This is a genomic window from Psychrobacillus sp. (assembly GCF_056205495.1).
In genome coordinates, this window is sequence record NZ_JBAEAP010000364.1 from 1 (window position 1) to 18,041 (window position 18,041).

Sequence of the window (18,041 nt, forward strand, 5' to 3'; positions counted from 1 at the left end):
TATTAAGCTTCACCACCGACTTAAAACAACTACTGTATACGTTACCCATGACCAAACAGAGGCAATGACAATGGCTTCACGTTTAGTAGTTATGAAGGCCGGCCTTATTCAACAGGTCGGTACACCGAAAGACGTGTATGAAAACCCAGAAAATGTTTTCGTTGGAGGCTTTATTGGATCACCTGCCATGAACTTCTTCCAAGGGCAAGTAAAAGACGGTTACTTTGTAGCCGGCGAGAATAAGATTAAATTATCTCCAGAAAAGGCTTCTCTTCTAAATGGGCAAGGCTACAACGGTAAAGATATTATTTTCGGAATCCGTCCAGAGCATATTTCTGCCGACCCAGAGGATCTGACTAGAACACCAGAATCCGTAGTGAACGCACATGTAGATGTATGTGAATTAACAGGTGCTGAGTTCATGGTGTACTCCACTCTAGGAGAACAGCAATACGTTGCTCGAATTAATGCAGATTCTCTTTTAGAAACAGGGCAAAACATACAGCTTACATTTGATATGTCTAAGGCTCACTTCTTTGACAAGGAAACAGAAAGCCGCATACGATAATATAAATTTGCCCACAGCCCATTAAAGGGTTGTGGGCTTTTATAACGCTATGCTGTAGAAAATATCAGTAAAAAAGTGCTATGTTTAGCACTTTTTTCACCCACCTATAGAATATGTTTTCCAGATTTTATTCCTTAATGATAAACTCTTCCGATAACGGCACCATATTCTCCTTTATCTTCTTACCTTCCCACGCAGTTACTTTTAATTGATACCCCTTAATGTTTTTAGGCATCTTAAGCTTTGTCGACATTTTCATCGTCTTACCTTTCGGGATTGTTCGTGAGCTCTGATCTCGATCTACTACTTTACCGTTCTCATCAACTAACTCCATTAACACTAAAATATCTTGGTTTTTATTTTTAGTATTTTTAACCTCTATAGCAGCAGTAATCATCATTTCCTTAGTTAGCTTTAGAATTTCCTTACCTTTTTCGTCTTGGAATTTTACATTCACATCCATTGCATATTCCGGTTCCTCTGCTTGCTGCTCCCATTGAATACTATATATTTTCTTTGACTTACCGTCTGGAGCAGTGACTGAAACAGTAGTCACTTGTCCTTCACCTTTTATATCTACATTCGCTTCTGTCTGATTTGCTATTACTTGTAAGCTCGATTTTTCTAGTTCCGGTAAGCTATATTGGCTTTTCCCTGGTGAAAAGTTAGAAATAGTCTTCCCGCCAATTAAAATAGATTTTAGTGTTGCGTCTGTTTCCGGTACTGCAATCATTTGTAGCTTGTTACCCAAAGCATAATAAATGCTTCCGTCCATACCTACTGTCATATTGTTTATAAAGCGGTCTACGATAACTTTATGTGACAAAGTTTCTGGATCAATAGCAACTAACTTTCGAGAAAGTGTAGTATAGAGCATTCCATCTGGTGCCCATTCTATTCTGTAAGGAAGCCATTTGCTGCTATTGTATAAGCTTGGATGAATAGTTTTGCTCTTAACAACTTCCAGCGTTTCTGGATCCATCGCAAATATTGTCCCATCTACTACACCCCAAAGGTTACCATCAGGTCCAATAGAGATTTCTCCAATCATCCTCGGAGTTTCATCTATTCCAGGAATAACAGGTGTAAATTCCTCTATTTTTTGCGATGTTGCTACATCCCATACAAATATCTTAGCCTCTTTTGCTTTTGGGTCCAAGCCTAGCCCACCCCAAATAGATGTGCTACCATATAGCTTTCCATCCTTATAGGCTAATCCAATAATACTTTGATCTTCTACCACATTTCTATGTTGTGACCATTTACCAGTATTTTCATCGAATATGGCTAGAGCCCCACCCAATACCCCATAATCTGGTACCGTACCAACGAATAGCTTATTATCTCCTGATGTGAGTGTAAAAGGTCTATCTTGGTGATCAGTAATATCATATTCTAGCTTAGGGTTACTATTTAAATCTATCTCCTTGTTCGGATCATAGCTATAAATCATCGCACCTACGTATGTTCCATAGTACACTTTGTCATTTAGAAAACCGATGCCTTCTGGTTGAGCAAAGGAAGGTATATTCACTTCTCTTTCATTTGTAAATGGGTTGTATATACTTAGCCCACGCTGGTAGCCACCCATATATAATTTGCCATCTTGTCCATCCTCCAAAGCCTGAATCTCTACGGTTTGTGAGGCAATATCCATGTCAATAAATGTTATTTCATTTTTTATTGGCTCGTATAATATATATTCGCCATACTGCGTAATCATAGCAAGAACTGTCTCACCATTGCGTAAAGTTATCCATTCCATATCTTTAACTCGCACGGTGTCTGGTAATAAAGGAATACCTTCAATCTCTTTTGTTTCATTTTTACTAAAATCGTACTGATACAATTTCTTTTCAAACTTAAAGTAAATTAGATTGTCATTGTGTGGAGAAGGGTCTGAAATCATATTGCTATAACTAAACTGATTAATCACTTCATGCGTCTCTCTATCTAGCACTAGCATAGTTACTGATCCAGCGGAAACAAACAGCTTATCTTTTACGACAAAAATATTTTCAATCATACCGTCTGTGCCTGTTTGACCTTCAATTACTATTTCTTCTTTTTCTCCAGTGGATCTATCAATCTTGATCAAATGCTTTTTAGCACCTACTCCGACATAAATAGAGTCATCACTTACTCCAATTCCTCTCGCATATTGCTGGCCTTCCTTTGCAGTACCAAAGTTACGAAAAGCCCCGCTTTCAATGTCATATTCGAATACAGCTGCATGAGGATAAGTAGAACCATAAATCTTTCCATCAGCCGTACCTTCTAAATCCCAAACCCAATCGTCGGATGGATTGACCCCTAACTCTTCTACTTTCTTCTCCTCTGGTAAATATCGATAAAGCTTACCATCACCGGTACCCGCAAAATATACGTTTTGATCGGAACCGATAGTTATTGCCCATAAGGCCTCTGTTCCTTCTATTACTTTAGAAAATTTAAGCTCTCCTGTTTCCGCATTTAAAACAGAAAATGTACCTGGAAGGCCATTAGAATGATAATACACTTCATTTTCTCCGAGGCTATTTTCTTGAATGACTGCTGCTTGTCCTAACTGTACATTAACCATTTCACCTAAATCGACTGGAGAAGCATATTCTCTTTCTAATGGAATATCTTCTACCGCTTGCTCCCAAGTAACGTCATCAAAGTAAGCCTCTGTTAAGCTAATTACACCGGAGTAGAAGGCAAGCCTTGCATAAGCTGCATTCGCAGGAACCTCAGTAAAGACTTTTAGTTCTGTCCAATTGTTTTTTGGTAAGTTTCCAAATAACTCTGTTTTGACATTGTTAGTGAGCTTTCTATTGTCTTTGTCGTAATAGTGCACCTCATACACGATATTATGAGTTTGCTTTACCACATTCGTCATGACCTTTGCAGTATAAGATTTACCAGGAGTGACTGATACTCTGTCACTAAACACCCTGCTACCTGCTTTGTCTGACTCGTCTTTAAAATGTAGGCTGTGAAGCCCAGTGTGAGAAATAGTGTTGGTAATAACTGCTGGAGTATTACTGTTATTTTCCATCGACCATCCTAGTATAGTAGAGGGGTCATTATTTACCTCTTCAAATCCAGGATTTCGTATCTCAGTTGAAGCTTCCTCCGCATGAGATACTGATAATGGCGTAAAGCTCCCTAAAGCTACACTTGTACAAAGGACTGTACTCATTACAATTTTAAAGAATTCTCTCATTTATTCTTCCTCCTATTTATATAGTTATTAGTAGTCTTAAGAATAGTTTTTGCTATGAGTAGTGAGGTTTATCGTCTATCAGCCAACTTTTATCAGTTTAAAATTGAGTACTTCTTTCTTCTGTAGAATAATCTTCACTTTGTACCTGCTAAATCCTTCAAGTAAATTCCGTATCCTTTCCAAATGTCGAAATCTAGTTTTTTATAAAAGTCTACTAATATCGTCCAATCGATAATAATAGTTTCGACTTTTCTTTCCTGTAATAGAACCATTGCCGCTTGTACAATTCCTAATCCATAGCCTTGCTTTTGTTCGCTTGAATCCACTCCAAGTGGTCCAATACCTCCAACCTTAGTTGTAAAGGACGGGCTCCAATAAACATTCTGGGCAATAGTTGGGGATTCTTCATCATTGATTCGACAAAAGCCAATGATTCTTCCACTCTTTTTGAGGACTACAAACTCTCTTCCACTTCCATTCGATTCAAAATATTTTATCGCCTCGTATTCCCATCTGCCAGGAAAAGACTTGTTTAAAAAGGTAAGAAACTCTTCCTTTTCGTCCGGTTGTAAGATTGAATAGGACACTGTATTGTCTTCGGGCATGGTATAGCTCTTACTTAGCTGATTAATCAAGTCATATGTGTCTATTCTTTTCAAATAGCCCTTTTTTTCCACCCACTGTTGTGCCTCCACATATTGTAAAGGCACTCCGGAGAAATAATGAAAAGGATCTCCGCCTAACTGAATCTCCTCTATGCCATGATCTTTCAATGTTTCTTCTGCCTTATCAAGAAGCCTTGATCCTAAGCCTTTATTCCGATAATTTTTATCAACCAACAGAACCTGAACCCACCCCCTTTTAGAATCCATTTTTACATTTACTTTCTCCTGCCACTTTTTAGCTATAATAAATCCTATTAGGTTATTTTGGTCATCTACCGCCAAGGCACAACCATCTTCTAGAATATTCTTGTCTTCCAAACTATTTTGGTTAAAAAGTTTTTGACGCATTGGATATTCTTCTCCCAATTCCTTGTTCCAGAGCTCTACCATTTCCTCTAATCTACTAGCATCCCAAGGCAATATTTTCATTTCACGTCATTCCTTTCTGCTATTGTCCGAATGTCTCTTGCATACGTTTAATAGGGTCATCTTTCGTGTCGCTACTCCATTCAACCACCTGATTTACTTTCATCAGTTCTTGTTTAAGCTCCTGATAATCTATATTTTGAACAGAAGTATTATGTTTGATGGCTAAATTTGCTGCAACACTTGCAGATTGTCCAAGAATCATGAATACTGGCTCCATTCGAATAGATCCAAAGGCAATATGAGAGCTGGATAGACAAACTGGAACAAGAAGATTTACACATTCCTCTGATTTAGGACGTATGGAACGATAGGATATCTCAAATGGAGAAATCGGAACCTGCACATCCCCCTCATTCACACATCTTCCATCAATCACCACACGCCGGCAGTTGTGAGAATCCATGTGGAAGGAAGCCAAGCCAATCGGATCTTCGACAAAGGACTGTCCTAGACAGTTATGATCTGTCATGACATAATCTGATATCATTCTTCTTGCTTCTCTAATATAAAGCTGATGTGGCCAATGTCCTGTTTCCATAAATTCGTCCTTAGGAAGCCCCCAAGATGCCACTTCCTCACGGATTGACTGTGGGACTCGTTCATCATTAGATAAAAAATAGAGCATCCCAAGATCATAATTTACATGGTCCTGAAAAATTTCCTCCCGTCTTTCGTAGCTACCCTCAGGCCATTCATAATTTTTACCAATGTTATCAGTAGAGATTGCACCGTGGTTATTTAAATCCGATTTGTCATTTGGGAGTAGAGTATGTAGCTTCATAGCGTCCCACACCCCTGACTTAATATAGCGTAATAAAAGCTCGTAACGCTGAGGCTCATAGTTAGGGGGTTTTGGAAAAGAAATACGATTTTTAGGGTTGTTTGTTAAACAAATTCGAAAGTTATAGGCTTGTATCCGATGATCCCCCTGCCCCTGGTATCCTAGAGACTCTTTACTATCCTCACTTATACCTGGTAATAGTCCACTGTCCTCCTGACCCTCTATCTTATATGGGTCAATCCACTTCTCAAATTTATGATGTGGTGCACCAAATTGAACGCCATTATAGATTTCTTTATACGTGGCATTCGACTCTCTACCTACAAAATAGGAAACATCCGATAGCGCAAGTAAGTCTCCTTCATAGCTACAATCCATAAAGATTTTCCCTTTAAATCTATTACCACTCTCCATGATAATTTCATTTATTTTTACATTTTCTTCTTTATGAACCTCATGTAGATGCTCATTCAGAAAGACAGGAATGTCATATTCACTCATCCAGGATGAAAAAATAGATTGAGCAGCTTTTGGTTCAAATCTCCATTGTTTTTCTTTGTTATAGTATCTAGCCACTTCTTCGTAAAACTCCTTAGCAAGTCCACCAATGGCATTTTCAGCACCAAGATCTGTAGCTCCTAAGCCACTCGCAGTCATTCCCCCGATATTTCGGCTAAATTCTACCACTGCAACAGTCAATCCGTTTCGACAAGCCTGAACAGCTGCCGTTAAGCCAGCTGGAGTCGCACCGTATATGATTAGGTCTTTCTCTACAATTTTAGATTCTTTATTTTGGGGTGTAGGCTTGTAATAGTAAAGTTCTTTAAAATTCATCCTCTTCCCTCCATCTTTTATTTCTTGTTCCATTCTTTTAGAGTTCTTGCAGCTACTGTTTTTAAAAAATAGAAGTATATGTTTGCTAATTCTGTTGGTGTATATTGCGGAATATCCTTTAATCGAATTGATAGCAGCATTTCTGTCTCCTCAAAATCCCACTGTCCAAAAAACTTACCTATCCCTTTTAGACAGCTTGCAATTTCCTGTCGCCCTGCCATATCTGTAACCTTTTCTGGATCCACGACTCTAGCTGGAAATAACGGTATGTTCCATTTAGTATGAGGTGAGATTATTTCTTCTAAAGAGAAAAATGCTTCTTTAATCTGTGTCGAATCAGAAGAATAGCTCTGAAAATATTGTTCCTGAGCCTCCCTTAAACTCTGGCCCCAAACTAGCTTTGTATATATATAATTATTAAAGTGTTGGACCCATTCCCATGGGTAACTTTTGTCTAATTCGAAAGAGTGGTCTTTGAAATGTGGTGGGACTATTAAATTTAAAATTCCCGTTACGTTTTGGAGCTGATAACTCCTTAAGTCTTCGTCAATTCTTCTTGCCAGGGGCGGGAATAGCTCACTTAGCATGAAATGGTCACTATAATATTCTAAAACGGTTAGATTTCTACCGTTCTTTATGGCTTGCTCGTTCCAATCCTTTAATGCATGGCTTGCTCTTTGCTGATTAATCTCTTGTGATTCTATACTTTCTGCGTAATTTCTGCCCCAATATGCAAATAGAATATCAGCCTCAGAAGAGACATTCGTGTTATTTCCGCGTTCTAGCATGCTCCACGAAAGTCCTGCGTTGTAAACGATATGCTCAGCCTCTACCTGCAGCCCACTTTCCTTTAAATATTTATTTAAATTTTCAGTAAATAAAATGTAGCTCGATATAAAGTCACTGGCGTTTTTCTCTCCAATACCAACATCCTCTGGCCACAAGGATATTCTAGAAATTACCTCATTCTCTTTACAAATAGCTACAATTTTTTGAATAACCTTCTCTTGTATATCCTTGTCTTTTGTAAAAAATTGAATGTTTTCTTGCTTCCCACTCTGAATACCTATCTCGTTTAACAAAAATTGAAGAGAGTGACCGCCTAATGTTACCTTTACTCCTCTACTAATTAATGATGGAGCCACATAAGCCTTAATTTTTTCCCATAAAAAGAAAGTAAAAAAATATTCATTATGCCCATTCTTTACACCCCAATCTATTAATGAATTAATAAATGTTGGGTCATCAATGGTTTCAATAATATTTCCTCTTCTTTGGAAGCGGGGCACAAAAGTAGTAAGCTCTTTCTCCTCTTGCAGCGGCACATCAACTATTTCTTCTTGATCTAACTGAGTCCATCTATAGCCTAAATACATTTCACAATACTTATAAATTCCATATAAAACAGAGCGTGGTTCCTCACCAATAATCCATGTATTATTGCCTTGTTTTACTATGCTATAGCCATCTAGACTTATAAGAACAGATAGTTTGGAATTAATCGGTAAAGATTCGTATCGTTCTCTTGTTATTAATAAGATTTGATCATCATCGCTATCTTTAAAGCATTCAACAAGTTGCAAGGAGCTTTCGATACCGGCTTTTTCTAACAGCCTTTTTAACTCTTCTACTGCAAATAAAATTGGCTCTTGTTTGCTAAAGTAAGTAATCAACTTCATGATATCACTGCCTTTTAGATTAATATCTTGATTTCTAGCTACAGTAAAAGGCCCATGTTTTTCTAGACACGTGCCTTTAGAATTCTATAATTTAATTGGTTGTTTTTGTTTGCTGGACTTATATGCAGCCAAGGCAACTTCAAGCGATTTTAAACCATCGTAGCCAGTAACCGATGGCTCTCTTCCCTCTTTTACACATTGAACAAAATCCTGTACTAACCCAAAATCCATATCATTTCCATAGAAAACATGTTCAAGAGATTTTTCTCCACTAACAAACATGCGGAAATGCTCCTTGAAGGCATCTACCTTAACTATTTGCTTGGTACCAATGACTTCAATCGTTGCATCACCCCATGTAGGATATTGAGAAAATCGAGACCAGCTTGGATCATGAGAGGCGATTACCCCATTGGCAAATTCTAGCGTAAGCAGACCAGCGTCATCTATTCCAATATCATGATAATAGGAATCGACTATAGCAGACACTTCTGAAACTTCCTTTTCCAAATACCAGCGCATTATATCCACCATATGTACGGTATGATCAAGTACTGCTCCCCCTCCAGCCGCTTCTTCTTCTATAAACCAACCGCCAGGATTTTGTCCTCTGTTAGTGGTACGAAAAGCGATAATCTCTCCTAACTCTCCGTTATCAATTAACTCTTTTAAATGACGGATTGGAGTACTAAATCTTACGGGGTAAGCTATTTGCAATATGACCGATTGCTCTTTACAAACTTCAATCATTTCCTTTGCGTCCTCTATATTAGTAGCAATTGGCTTTTCACATAAAATATGCTTTTTAGCCTTAGCTGCATTGATTACCATCTCTTTATGTCGATTATTTTCGCTACAAACGATCACTGCATCCATGTCCAAGGAGAGAAATTCCTCTTGATTGTTAAAATAGGACGCACCAAACAAAGCGGCTGCCTGTTGCCCTCTCTCTTCCGACTCATCAAAGACACCAACAATTTGCACGTCTTTCATTTTTGTTAGAGCGTTCGCGTAACTGTTTGCATGCATATGAGCAAAACTCATCATACCTATTTTCATATAAGTGTACCTCCAGCTATGAAATCCCTATAGAATTTCACTTTATCAATAAGCACAGCATCTACCTTTTTTGCAGAGTACAATACATCCTCCGCATCGTATTGTAACGGAAGAAGGTGACCCTTCAACTCCTCACTATCAAATTCAACAATACGCTTCATCCCACTCCATTCCATTTCAACTCGTTCCTCATTTGCAATCGTAAATTCTACATGGGCCATGGCTCCACTTTCAAAACGAATCATGAGTATTATATGACTTGTACCTGAATCTCGCTTAGACCTTTTTATTTGTCTCTCTTTAGGTTCACCAAACAATAAGGAAAGTACATAGAGGTCTCCTGCCATAATATCTAGGTTATCCTCTCTTACCATTCTTCGAAAACGAAATACGCCATTTGTCTTGCTGCCATTCTCTATTACTTCTTTTATTTTTTGGTAGAATGGATAACACTCCAATTCAAAATATACCTTGGCGTTACTATCCTCATTCATATAACTAAGTAAGTCTGTTGGAATGAAAATGTCATATCCACTTTTCTCTAGAGCTCTTAAGTTTTTCTCTGTAGCGTCCATAACAAAAGAACCTTGTTCACCGTTAATCTCCACTAGCTTTTCAACAGACTGAAGCCTACTTGCCTGTCCTAGCTCTACTTCAGTAAAATCACCTAAAATAATTTTCATGATTAATCACTCCTCAATTCAACAGCTTTCTAAGTCGACGCACCGCCTCTTCGTTAGCTAGCTTCGCATCCTCAAAGCCTTCATACTCAATAGAAAGCCACCCCTGGTAATCCTGTTTTTTAAGTCCTTCCACGATATAAGTTAAATCTACTTTCCCGTCACCTGGGATAACCCCGATTAGCTCTTTTCCTTCCGTTGAACGAAAGCCTTTTACGGTTTCATGAACTTCCTTCTCTCTGAAATCCTTAAAGTGAACATGAGCTATTTCAGTCTTAAGTTCGTCAAATGCCTTCGTAGGCTCTTCGTGGACTAATAAAAAATTCCCCGTATCAAAGGTAGATTTCACATACGGACTGTTGACTGCTTTAATAATTTCCTGAATCTGCTGACTTTTTCCCGCTAAAAGACCATGATTTTCAATAGCCAACACTATCTTTTCCTGTTCAGCTACCTTTGCACTTTCCTTCAAGCCCTCGATGATCCAATCAAAACACTCTTCATAGATAAGGCCCTCTCTAATATCTCCACTAAACACACGAACTGTATTGGCACCCAATGCCTTGGCGACACGAATGCCCTCCACTACTTTCTCCACTTCTGCTTTTCGTTCCGTCTTGTTTTGATGAACAAAGTTATTTGTAATATCATAAGCTGATACTTCTAGATTGGTTGTGTGCAATCTCTCGACAACTTTCTGTATCTCTTCATCCTTGTTAACAGGATTTTGCCAATAAATATCTAAAAGCTCTACGCCATCCAAAGATATATTATTTGCATAATCAATAAAATCTGAAACTGACCAATTCTCTCCTCGAAGAGTGGAAGCTAAGCTATACATACTTATACTGACTTTCATTTATTCCCCTCCTATCTATTCCTTCAGCTCCAATACTTTCTGACAAAAGCTAACTTCTTTTCTTCATGAAAAGGGTTAACCTCATGTGCATATTGAGGGTAGACTTCTATTTCCTTACTTTTTGTTCGTAAATGGTTATAGGCTGCAAAAACAGTTGATGGTGGTGTTACAGAATCCTCTAATCCAATAGACATTAGGGTCGGGCAATTAATCGATTCACAGAAATGTACACAATCAATATAGCCAAGTGTATTCATCACTGTTTCATAGGTGTCATATTGTGGGTCTGTATACTTGAAATAATTGATAAACTCCATATACGGTCCTGCCAAAGACACCTCTAAGGCTCTTTCAAAATTTGCGAGGAATGGATAATCTGAGACTACTAGTTCAATTCTTTGATCCAATCCAGCAATTGCCAAGGCTAAGCCCCCTCCTTGAGAGCTTCCTACAACTCCTAGTTTCGTTGGGAGAAAAAGAGCCTCCGGTGAATTAATCCATTCAAGCTGAAATTGAAGATCCTTAAGCACATTCGTATAATAATAATTATCTGGATTATGGATACCATTTAGCATCCAACCAAGACTTCTACTTCCATTATTGTATTTAGCGTAGTCCGGTGAGCTTCCTTGCGCTCGAACATCAAAGGCATACACAGCTATCCCCATAGAAATCCACTTTAAGTAGTCTATGGGCAGTCCACGACTGCCTGTATATCCATGGATATTTAATATAACAGGACATCGTTCAACACCTTTAGGCTTAATAGCCCATCCCTTTAATGGTGTCCCATCCCAGCTTTCGAACACCAAATCTGCTACCTCCATAGTAGGAATCACGTAATCCTTCCAAACAACTGTGACATTTGGTTGGAGATTGCTTATTTTTTTCTTTTGTTCTTCCCAAAACACATGAAAGTCTACAGGCTTACGAATAAGCTTTGGCTGGTATTCCTTTAAATGGTTTAAAGAATAGTCTCCAATTTGTCTACCCAAATCGATTTAGCTCCTCCTTTCTAAGCAAACTGTGTCCTTACAAATAAACCTCTTTACCTGTTTGAGCAGATTCATAGATAGCATTCAACATTTTCATTACTTCGACCCCATCTTCAACAGGTGCAACAGGCGATTTCCCGTCTAAGCAGCATTCTACAAAATGGTTTATCTCATTAGTAAATGAGCCTGCAAAGTCAAAGCTTTTGTTGTCAACCTGCGGAAGAATATTTAAAATAGTATCGTTCTGCTCCGTCACAATAATTAGCTCTGGTTCTATTTCAGCTCCTCCTTTGTCTCCAAACAATTTAACGCTTACTTGATCCTCTTTTGCCTGAAGCGTAAAGCTTACATCTACCGCCAAAGATGCTCCGTTTTCAAAACGAATTAATCCATTTGCTAAATCTTCCACGTTATTTAAAGAAGAGTCGTAGTCAGCAGCCTTGTAAAAGGAAAGGTTTTTGACATTACTTCGATTACCGAGTTTGGAATACGTGTTGCCACTGACAGAAACTGGTCTAGGCCTCCCCATCAAATACCAGCAAAGATCTATCATGTGAACTCCTAAATCCATAAGGGCTCCTCCTCCAGATTTAGATTTATCACTAAACCAGCCACCTGGATTTCCTAGCCTTCTTAAACAAGATGCTTTTGCGTAATAGATTTCCCCCAAATATTCCTGATCGATGAATTGCTTTAAGATATTAGAGTTATTACCATGTCTTCTAACAAATCCGACGAGTAAAACTTTGCCTGACTTTACTGCCGCAGCCTCGACTGCCAACGCCTCCTCGACCGTCATGCATAAGGGCTTTTCAACTAACACATGCTTCCCTGCTTCCAGTGCAGCAATAGCAATTTCAGCATGCGTATTGTTCCATGTACAAATGCTTACTGCATCTACATCTTTGTTAGCTAATAAGTCTTTATAGTTGGTATACATATGAGTAACACCATATTGATGACCACATTCCGTAAGTCTTTGCTCGTTTTGATCGCATAATGCTACTAGCTCTACCCGATTATGTAAGAGATAAGGGGTAATATGAAATTGTGAAATAGATCCTCCACCAATCACGCCAACCTTCAACATTAAAATGCTCCTCTCAGTTATAAAACTATGCCCTACCGAAAACTTATAATCGTCGTCAAGGTTTTAGATTTCTTGTCAGTCAAATCTTTATATGCAGCCGGCGCCTGATCTATGTTCACTTCTTCTGTTATAAATGAATTAATCTTAATACGCTTTTCATTTACTAATCTTAAATATTCAGCCACATTTCTTCCCTCTGTCCACCGAACATATCCATAAGGATAATCCACTGCCTGCTTTTCATAGACAGGATCATATCTCCCTGGCCCCCCTGCTCTAGAGATGAGAATTTGAGCTTCCTTCCCAAACATTAACTCTCGTGGAAAGTCCGGCTCAATATCTCCTACAATAACTACCTTTCCTTGGTTGCGTATCCATTCCAAGCTTTGACCAGTAAGCTTTGACCGTTTGCCTCCCGCACAAAGCAATACAGCATCTGCCCCTCGGTTGAAAGTACGTACATTAATCTCTTCTTTCATGTCCTCTAAATTCGAAAAGGATGTAATGCCTGATTCTTCTTTTAACATAGCTCCTCTTTCAGCTTGTACATCGTATGCAAGAACATCATAGGCAGCAGCATGTGCTATCTTTGCAATCATTTGCCCTAGCAATCCAAGACCTACAATCACTACGGTCTCTCCAAATTCTAATTTGGCTACTCGAAGTGCATGAATAGCAATTGCTCCAATTCCAGCTAGAGATGCTTCTTTTGGGTCCATACCAATTGGGACCTTGGCACATAAGGTTATTGGTACACATAAATACTCAGAATGCCCCACGTAAGGTGCTCCGTAGCAAGCAACTATATCACCTTCTTGAAAGTCAGTGATGTCATTTCCACATTCCTCTACAATACCAACAGCACTATACCCTAAAGAAATCTCTCGGTCATTGCTCGCTGTTATTAAACTCAACTCGGTTCCGGGAGATATAGCACTATACAACGTTTTGATCATAAGATAGGCAGGTAAAATATCCATTTTAGATTTTTCTTCTATAAAAACCTTTTGATCTTTAGCAATAACTGTCTTCACTTCAATCGCTCCTTACACCAAAACCTATTTGGTTAGATTTCATCATTTCAAACCTGACATTTGAATTCCCTCTGTAAAATATCGTTGGAAGAATAGGAAAATAAGAAAAGTTGGTATAAAAGAAACTGCTGAACCTGCCATTTCTATCCCAAAGTTTCCTTCCTTTCCTAACATCGAAGCCAAGCCAAGTGTTACTGGGAACATTTTTTCCTGAGTTAAATAAATTAGTGGCTGAAATAAATCGTTCCAGTTGGAGATAAAGGCAAAAGTTCCAACTGTAGCGACTACCGGAATAGAGAGAGGTAAAATAACTTTAAAGAATATCTGTAAATCATTTGCCCCGTCTATATATGCAGCCTCTTCTAAATCATTTGGTATTCCTTGTAAAAACTGTCTTACTAGAAAAACCCCCATAATTCCCCAGAGCTCTGGAACAATAAGCGCCCAATAGGTATTGATCCATCCAAAGTCAGAGAACATAATATATTTTGGAATGATTAACAATTGTTGAGGAATCATAATAACCCCCATAAACACCCAAAATATAACCTCTCTCCCAAAGAATTTTTTCTTTGCGAAAATATAACCTAGGATTGCACAAAAAATCATCTGACTAGCTACGGGTATCACAGTAATAACAACTGAGTTAAAAATCCATCGGAGAAATTGGCCATCTCTCATAATATAAAAGTAGTTTTTTAGAGTTGGTTCATCTGGAATCCAAAAAAGCGGGTCTAATTGTGCGTATTCTACATCTTTAAAAGACCCTAAAATCATAATGATAAAGGGCATTAGAAAACAAAAACCCAATATAAACAAAGCAATGTAGGAAATTACCTTTTTCAAACAATTTCATCCCCTTCTAGTAGAGATTAGACTCTTTCCCTAAAAACCTTCTTTGTAAGAGCGAGATCATTAGGATAATGAAGAATAGCACATAGGAAAGTACTGCCGCATAGCTTAAATTTAAGCTAGTAAAGCCTTGATTGTATAAGTAATAAACAATAGTCGTTGTTGCATAGTTTGGTCCTCCACCTGTTAGTAGGTAAGCTGAATCAAAAATTTGGAAAGACCCGATAGTAGTAGTAATCGCTACATAAAAATGAATAGGCTTCAATAGAGGAAAAGTTACTTTCCAGAAGATTTTACTAGTCGATGCCCCATCCATTTTAGCCGCCTCATATAGTCCCTTGTCTATCGATTGGAGACCAGCGAAATAATAAATCATAGTGCTCCCGGCAACCTTAAAGACACTTAATGGCGCTAAGACAGGTAAAGCCTGACTAGAATCAGATAAGAATAGCTGAGGCTCAATACCGATGAACCCTATTAGATAATTAATCATTCCTTCTTCTGTCCCTCTGAATAACCATCCCCATATGCCAGCGATAATTACAAAAGATGTGACAACAGGTAAAAAGAAAATCCCTTTAAAAAATCCAGCCATCTTAACACCCGAATTAATAATTAATGCTAGTATCAAACCCACTGCCATTGTTGGGACAATATAATAAACTGAAAACATCACAGTATTCCATAAGGCCTTCCACGCAATACTATCGCTTAAAAAGTATTTCCAATGCTTCAGCCCTACAAATTCCGGATCACCAATTACCTTCCAATCCATGAATGTTAAATAAAAACTTAAAAGGAATGGGTACACTTGGAAAATAGCAAAATGTATTAAGATCGGAATAAGAAAAATATAGACGATTGCATTACGATCCCATTGCCTTTTTAATCTAGCCCTTAGCGGCATCCCATTTTTCTTGGACACTAAAGGTTTACCTATTGTATTTACCAGTGTAAACACCCTTTCATATGTAGATTAATCATATAGAGAGCTTGATCTGTCAAAGACCAAACTCCCTATTAGATTTACTTTACTTTTCCTTTAATTGCTTCAGCAGCTGCATCAGCAGCCTCTTTTGGAGTTTTCTTGCCTTCCATCATTGTTTGAAGCTCTGCTTGAATCAAAGGCATAATGTTGCGTCCCTCTGGATGTATAACTCCTGGTAAAGCAAACTCAGTATATGTCGCTAGCTGAGCTAAATATTTTTGCTCTTCAAAGATATCCTTAGCAGATTCACGTGTAGGAATATACTGAGTAACCTGGTTAAATTTACGTTGGTTTTCAGCATTCGTCATGACTTTTACAAATTCAGCTGCTGCATCTGGATTTTCAGAGTTAATAGGCACTACGAACATCCCTGTAGTTCCATAAGTAACTTGTTTTTTGTTCTTTAAAGGTGGTGCAATCACAAATTCAAATGTTTCTTTACTTAACATACGACTAATAGATGCTCCCGATCCTTGAACAGACAGCAGTTTACCACCGTCCCATAATGCATCGTGCTCTAAAGCTGTAATAGAATCCTTTGGAATCCACTCGTTTTTATACATTTTGTTGATAAATTCGAACGCTTCTACACCCGCATCACTGTTAATCTTTACTTCATTGTCTGCTGTAAGTACTTCTCCACCAGCCTGCCAAAGATATGGATATAATGTACCGTTCATAGAACCTCCACCTTGGAAGCTAGACGCGTAATACCCTTTTGCTTTTGCTTTTTCTGCCCATTTCTCAAACTCTTCCCATGTTGCAGGCAGTTTGGATGGATCCTCACCGATTTCCTTGATGATGTCTACATTGTAAAGGAAGGTATAAGCTTCTTGTAGAATAGGTAAACCGTATACTTTATCCTTCCATGTAGTGGAAACTAGAGCACTTTCAACAAAGTCCTCCATATCGTTGTCCTTTAAATATGGGCTAAGATCCGTTAGCATCCCTGCTTCTGCATATTGTGGCATTTGGTCAGGAATAGCATAAAATACATCCGGACCATTGTTAGCAGCTAAAGCTGTAAGAACCTTTTGGTCACGATTTGCCCAAGGAATTTGCTCAAAGTTGACCTTTACTCCTGTAGCCTCTTCATATGATGCAATAATTTCATCCCACATTTTACCTTCAACTTCCTGGTCCCCTGTATACGGATGTGCCCAAACAGTTATTTCTCCTGAAAAACCATCCTTTCCAGCTTCTCCAGACGTTTCTATTTTTTCCCCTGCCTCATCATCACTACAAGCTACCATTAAGGCACTAAATATTAACAATATTAAAAATAACCACAGCTTCTTCATATATTTACCCCTTCCCCTTTTTAAAATATGTTGTTTGGATTAATAACTGTTGCTTAATTACTAAATCCCTCCTCCTAATAAACTGCTCTGACTCGTTCTTTCTCTGTAACGTCTCCAAAATTCACAGATATAAATTGTAAAAACTTCGAGTACATTTTAAGAAAGCGCTATCAAGTTCAAATTATAAAACTATTTACTTTCTTAATAGCCTAAAATATACTGAAATTACAAAATAATAAGTTAACTTTTATTTATCTTATATGATTAACAATAAAGAGACAATGTCTATAAATAGTCTTTAATTAATAGACTTCTGTTTGAGAGGAGAAAATGAAGCTGAACTGGGATAATTTTAATAAAGTTGCATATTGGATGTTGTCGCTAATTTACTTAAATTTATTGTGGATTATTTTCACTGTTTTAGGCCTAGGGATTTTAGGTCTATTCCCTTCCACTGTCGCATTATTTGGGGTAGTAAGATTGATGGTCATGAAAGAGGGCCAAGAACCATTTAAATTCTTTCACTCTTTTTGGAGAATCTTTAAAAAAGACTTTTGGAGAGCAAACAGTTTTGGATTATTATTTACTTTTGTTTGTTATTTTTTAATTTTTGACTTTCAATTTGTTCAATTAAGTAATGGCCAATTTAATTTTTTATTACCTGCTCTATTTTTCATCCTAATCTCTAGTATTCTTACACTACTATTTTTCTTTCCTGTTTATGTTCATTTTGAACTAAAATACTTTCAATACATAAAACAGTCGTTTCTTATCGCTATTACATCTCCCTTAGAGCTTTTTGGCATCTTAGCAAGTACATTAGCTATGTACTTTTTTCTTACATTTTTACCTGGAGCCATACCACTTTTCTCAGGAAGCCTTCTAGCCTATGCAATAACTGTGTTAAGTTTTAGAGCCTTTAGAAGAATTGAGCAAAAACAAAAAGTTCAACAAGAAAAACCATTAAATAGTAAAGACATGTTGGTTGCGGAACTGAAATCTTAAAAAAAAGAGCTGGA

15 protein-coding genes are annotated in these 18,041 nt (G+C 37.8%); 2 read left to right on the forward strand and 13 right to left on the reverse strand.

Annotated features, from left to right (window positions below; genetic code table 11):
* Positions 1-568 (forward strand): ABC transporter ATP-binding protein (locus AC06OU_RS10880; protein ID WP_475855741.1); only part of this gene is annotated, 568 nt, incomplete at its 5' end.
* 127 nt (positions 569-695) lie between these two features.
* Here the strand turns inward: AC06OU_RS10880 and AC06OU_RS10885 are convergent.
* From AC06OU_RS10885 to AC06OU_RS10945, 13 genes are all read right to left on the reverse strand, one after another.
* Complete coding sequence (locus tag AC06OU_RS10885) at positions 696-3,776, reverse strand: hypothetical protein (RefSeq protein ID WP_475855742.1); 3,081 nt, start codon at positions 3,774-3,776, stop codon at positions 696-698.
* Positions 3,777-3,910: 134 nt separating this feature from the next.
* Positions 3,911-4,870 (reverse strand): GNAT family N-acetyltransferase, encoded by a 960-nt coding sequence (locus tag AC06OU_RS10890; RefSeq protein WP_475855744.1) that lies wholly within the window; start codon positions 4,868-4,870, stop codon positions 3,911-3,913.
* Positions 4,871-4,889: 19 nt separating this feature from the next.
* Positions 4,890-6,485, reverse strand: a complete 1,596-nt coding sequence (locus AC06OU_RS10895) for an FAD-dependent oxidoreductase (RefSeq protein WP_475855745.1) — start codon at positions 6,483-6,485, stop codon at positions 4,890-4,892.
* A 17-nt stretch (positions 6,486-6,502) separates the two neighbouring features.
* Positions 6,503-8,164 carry an alpha-glucuronidase family glycosyl hydrolase gene (locus tag AC06OU_RS10900; RefSeq protein WP_475855747.1) on the reverse strand — a complete coding sequence of 554 codons (1,662 nt, stop codon included), beginning with the start codon at positions 8,162-8,164 and terminating at the stop codon, positions 6,503-6,505.
* 84 nt (positions 8,165-8,248) lie between these two features.
* Positions 8,249-9,223 (reverse strand): Gfo/Idh/MocA family protein, encoded by a 975-nt coding sequence (locus AC06OU_RS10905; protein ID WP_475855748.1) that lies wholly within the window; start codon positions 9,221-9,223, stop codon positions 8,249-8,251.
* On the reverse strand, positions 9,220-9,906 hold the full coding sequence (locus AC06OU_RS10910) for a hypothetical protein (RefSeq protein ID WP_475855750.1): 687 nt from the start codon (positions 9,904-9,906) through the stop codon (positions 9,220-9,222). The genes AC06OU_RS10905 and AC06OU_RS10910 overlap by 4 nt, the downstream gene beginning before the upstream one ends.
* 13 nt (positions 9,907-9,919) lie before the next feature.
* Positions 9,920-10,762, reverse strand: coding sequence for a sugar phosphate isomerase/epimerase family protein (locus AC06OU_RS10915; protein WP_475855751.1), 843 nt, complete (start codon positions 10,760-10,762; stop codon positions 9,920-9,922).
* Positions 10,763-10,785: 23 nt separating this feature from the next.
* Positions 10,786-11,757 (reverse strand): acetylxylan esterase, encoded by a 972-nt coding sequence (locus tag AC06OU_RS10920; protein WP_475855753.1) that lies wholly within the window; start codon positions 11,755-11,757, stop codon positions 10,786-10,788.
* Positions 11,758-11,794: 37 nt separating this feature from the next.
* On the reverse strand, positions 11,795-12,847 hold the full coding sequence (locus AC06OU_RS10925; protein WP_169360202.1) for a Gfo/Idh/MocA family protein: 1,053 nt from the start codon (positions 12,845-12,847) through the stop codon (positions 11,795-11,797).
* Between the two features lie 32 nt (positions 12,848-12,879).
* Positions 12,880-13,881: a zinc-dependent alcohol dehydrogenase gene (locus AC06OU_RS10930; RefSeq protein ID WP_475855755.1), complete on the reverse strand. Its 1,002-nt coding sequence runs from the start codon at positions 13,879-13,881 to the stop codon at positions 12,880-12,882.
* 42 nt (positions 13,882-13,923) lie between these two features.
* Positions 13,924-14,727, reverse strand: coding sequence for a carbohydrate ABC transporter permease (locus AC06OU_RS10935; RefSeq protein ID WP_475855757.1), 804 nt, complete (start codon positions 14,725-14,727; stop codon positions 13,924-13,926).
* Positions 14,728-14,743: 16 nt separating this feature from the next.
* The gene (locus tag AC06OU_RS10940; RefSeq protein ID WP_475855762.1) at positions 14,744-15,640 is read right to left on the reverse strand and encodes a carbohydrate ABC transporter permease; all 897 of its coding nucleotides are present in this window, start codon (positions 15,638-15,640) and stop codon (positions 14,744-14,746) included.
* Between the two features lie 119 nt (positions 15,641-15,759).
* On the reverse strand, positions 15,760-17,022 hold the full coding sequence (locus AC06OU_RS10945; RefSeq protein ID WP_475855759.1) for a sugar ABC transporter substrate-binding protein: 1,263 nt from the start codon (positions 17,020-17,022) through the stop codon (positions 15,760-15,762).
* 330 nt (positions 17,023-17,352) lie between these two features.
* Here AC06OU_RS10945 and AC06OU_RS10950 point away from each other — a divergent pair, with 330 nt between their 5' ends.
* Positions 17,353-18,027, forward strand: coding sequence for a YesL family protein (locus tag AC06OU_RS10950; RefSeq protein ID WP_475855761.1), 675 nt, complete (start codon positions 17,353-17,355; stop codon positions 18,025-18,027).
* Positions 18,028-18,041 lie beyond the last annotated feature (14 nt).

Bases quoted from the DNA above. Each gene is read 5' to 3' on its own strand.
- AC06OU_RS10885 (WP_475855742.1), bottom strand. From the start codon at position 3,776: ATGAGAGAATTCTTTAAAATTGTAATGAGTACAGTCCTTTGTACAAGT.
- AC06OU_RS10890 (WP_475855744.1), bottom strand. From the start codon at position 4,870: ATGAAAATATTGCCTTGGGATGCTAGTAGATTAGAGGAAATGGTAGAG.
- AC06OU_RS10895 (WP_475855745.1), bottom strand. From the start codon at position 6,485: ATGAATTTTAAAGAACTTTACTATTACAAGCCTACACCCCAAAATAAA.
- AC06OU_RS10900 (WP_475855747.1), bottom strand. From the start codon at position 8,164: ATGAAGTTGATTACTTACTTTAGCAAACAAGAGCCAATTTTATTTGCA.
- AC06OU_RS10905 (WP_475855748.1), bottom strand. From the start codon at position 9,223: ATGAAAATAGGTATGATGAGTTTTGCTCATATGCATGCAAACAGTTAC.
- AC06OU_RS10910 (WP_475855750.1), bottom strand. From the start codon at position 9,906: ATGAAAATTATTTTAGGTGATTTTACTGAAGTAGAGCTAGGACAGGCA.
- AC06OU_RS10915 (WP_475855751.1), bottom strand. From the start codon at position 10,762: ATGAAAGTCAGTATAAGTATGTATAGCTTAGCTTCCACTCTTCGAGGA.
- AC06OU_RS10925 (WP_169360202.1), bottom strand. From the start codon at position 12,847: ATGTTGAAGGTTGGCGTGATTGGTGGAGGATCTATTTCACAATTTCAT.
- AC06OU_RS10940 (WP_475855762.1), bottom strand. From the start codon at position 15,640: ATGCCGCTAAGGGCTAGATTAAAAAGGCAATGGGATCGTAATGCAATC.
- AC06OU_RS10945 (WP_475855759.1), bottom strand. From the start codon at position 17,022: ATGAAGAAGCTGTGGTTATTTTTAATATTGTTAATATTTAGTGCCTTA.
- AC06OU_RS10950 (WP_475855761.1), top strand. From the start codon at position 17,353: ATGAAGCTGAACTGGGATAATTTTAATAAAGTTGCATATTGGATGTTG.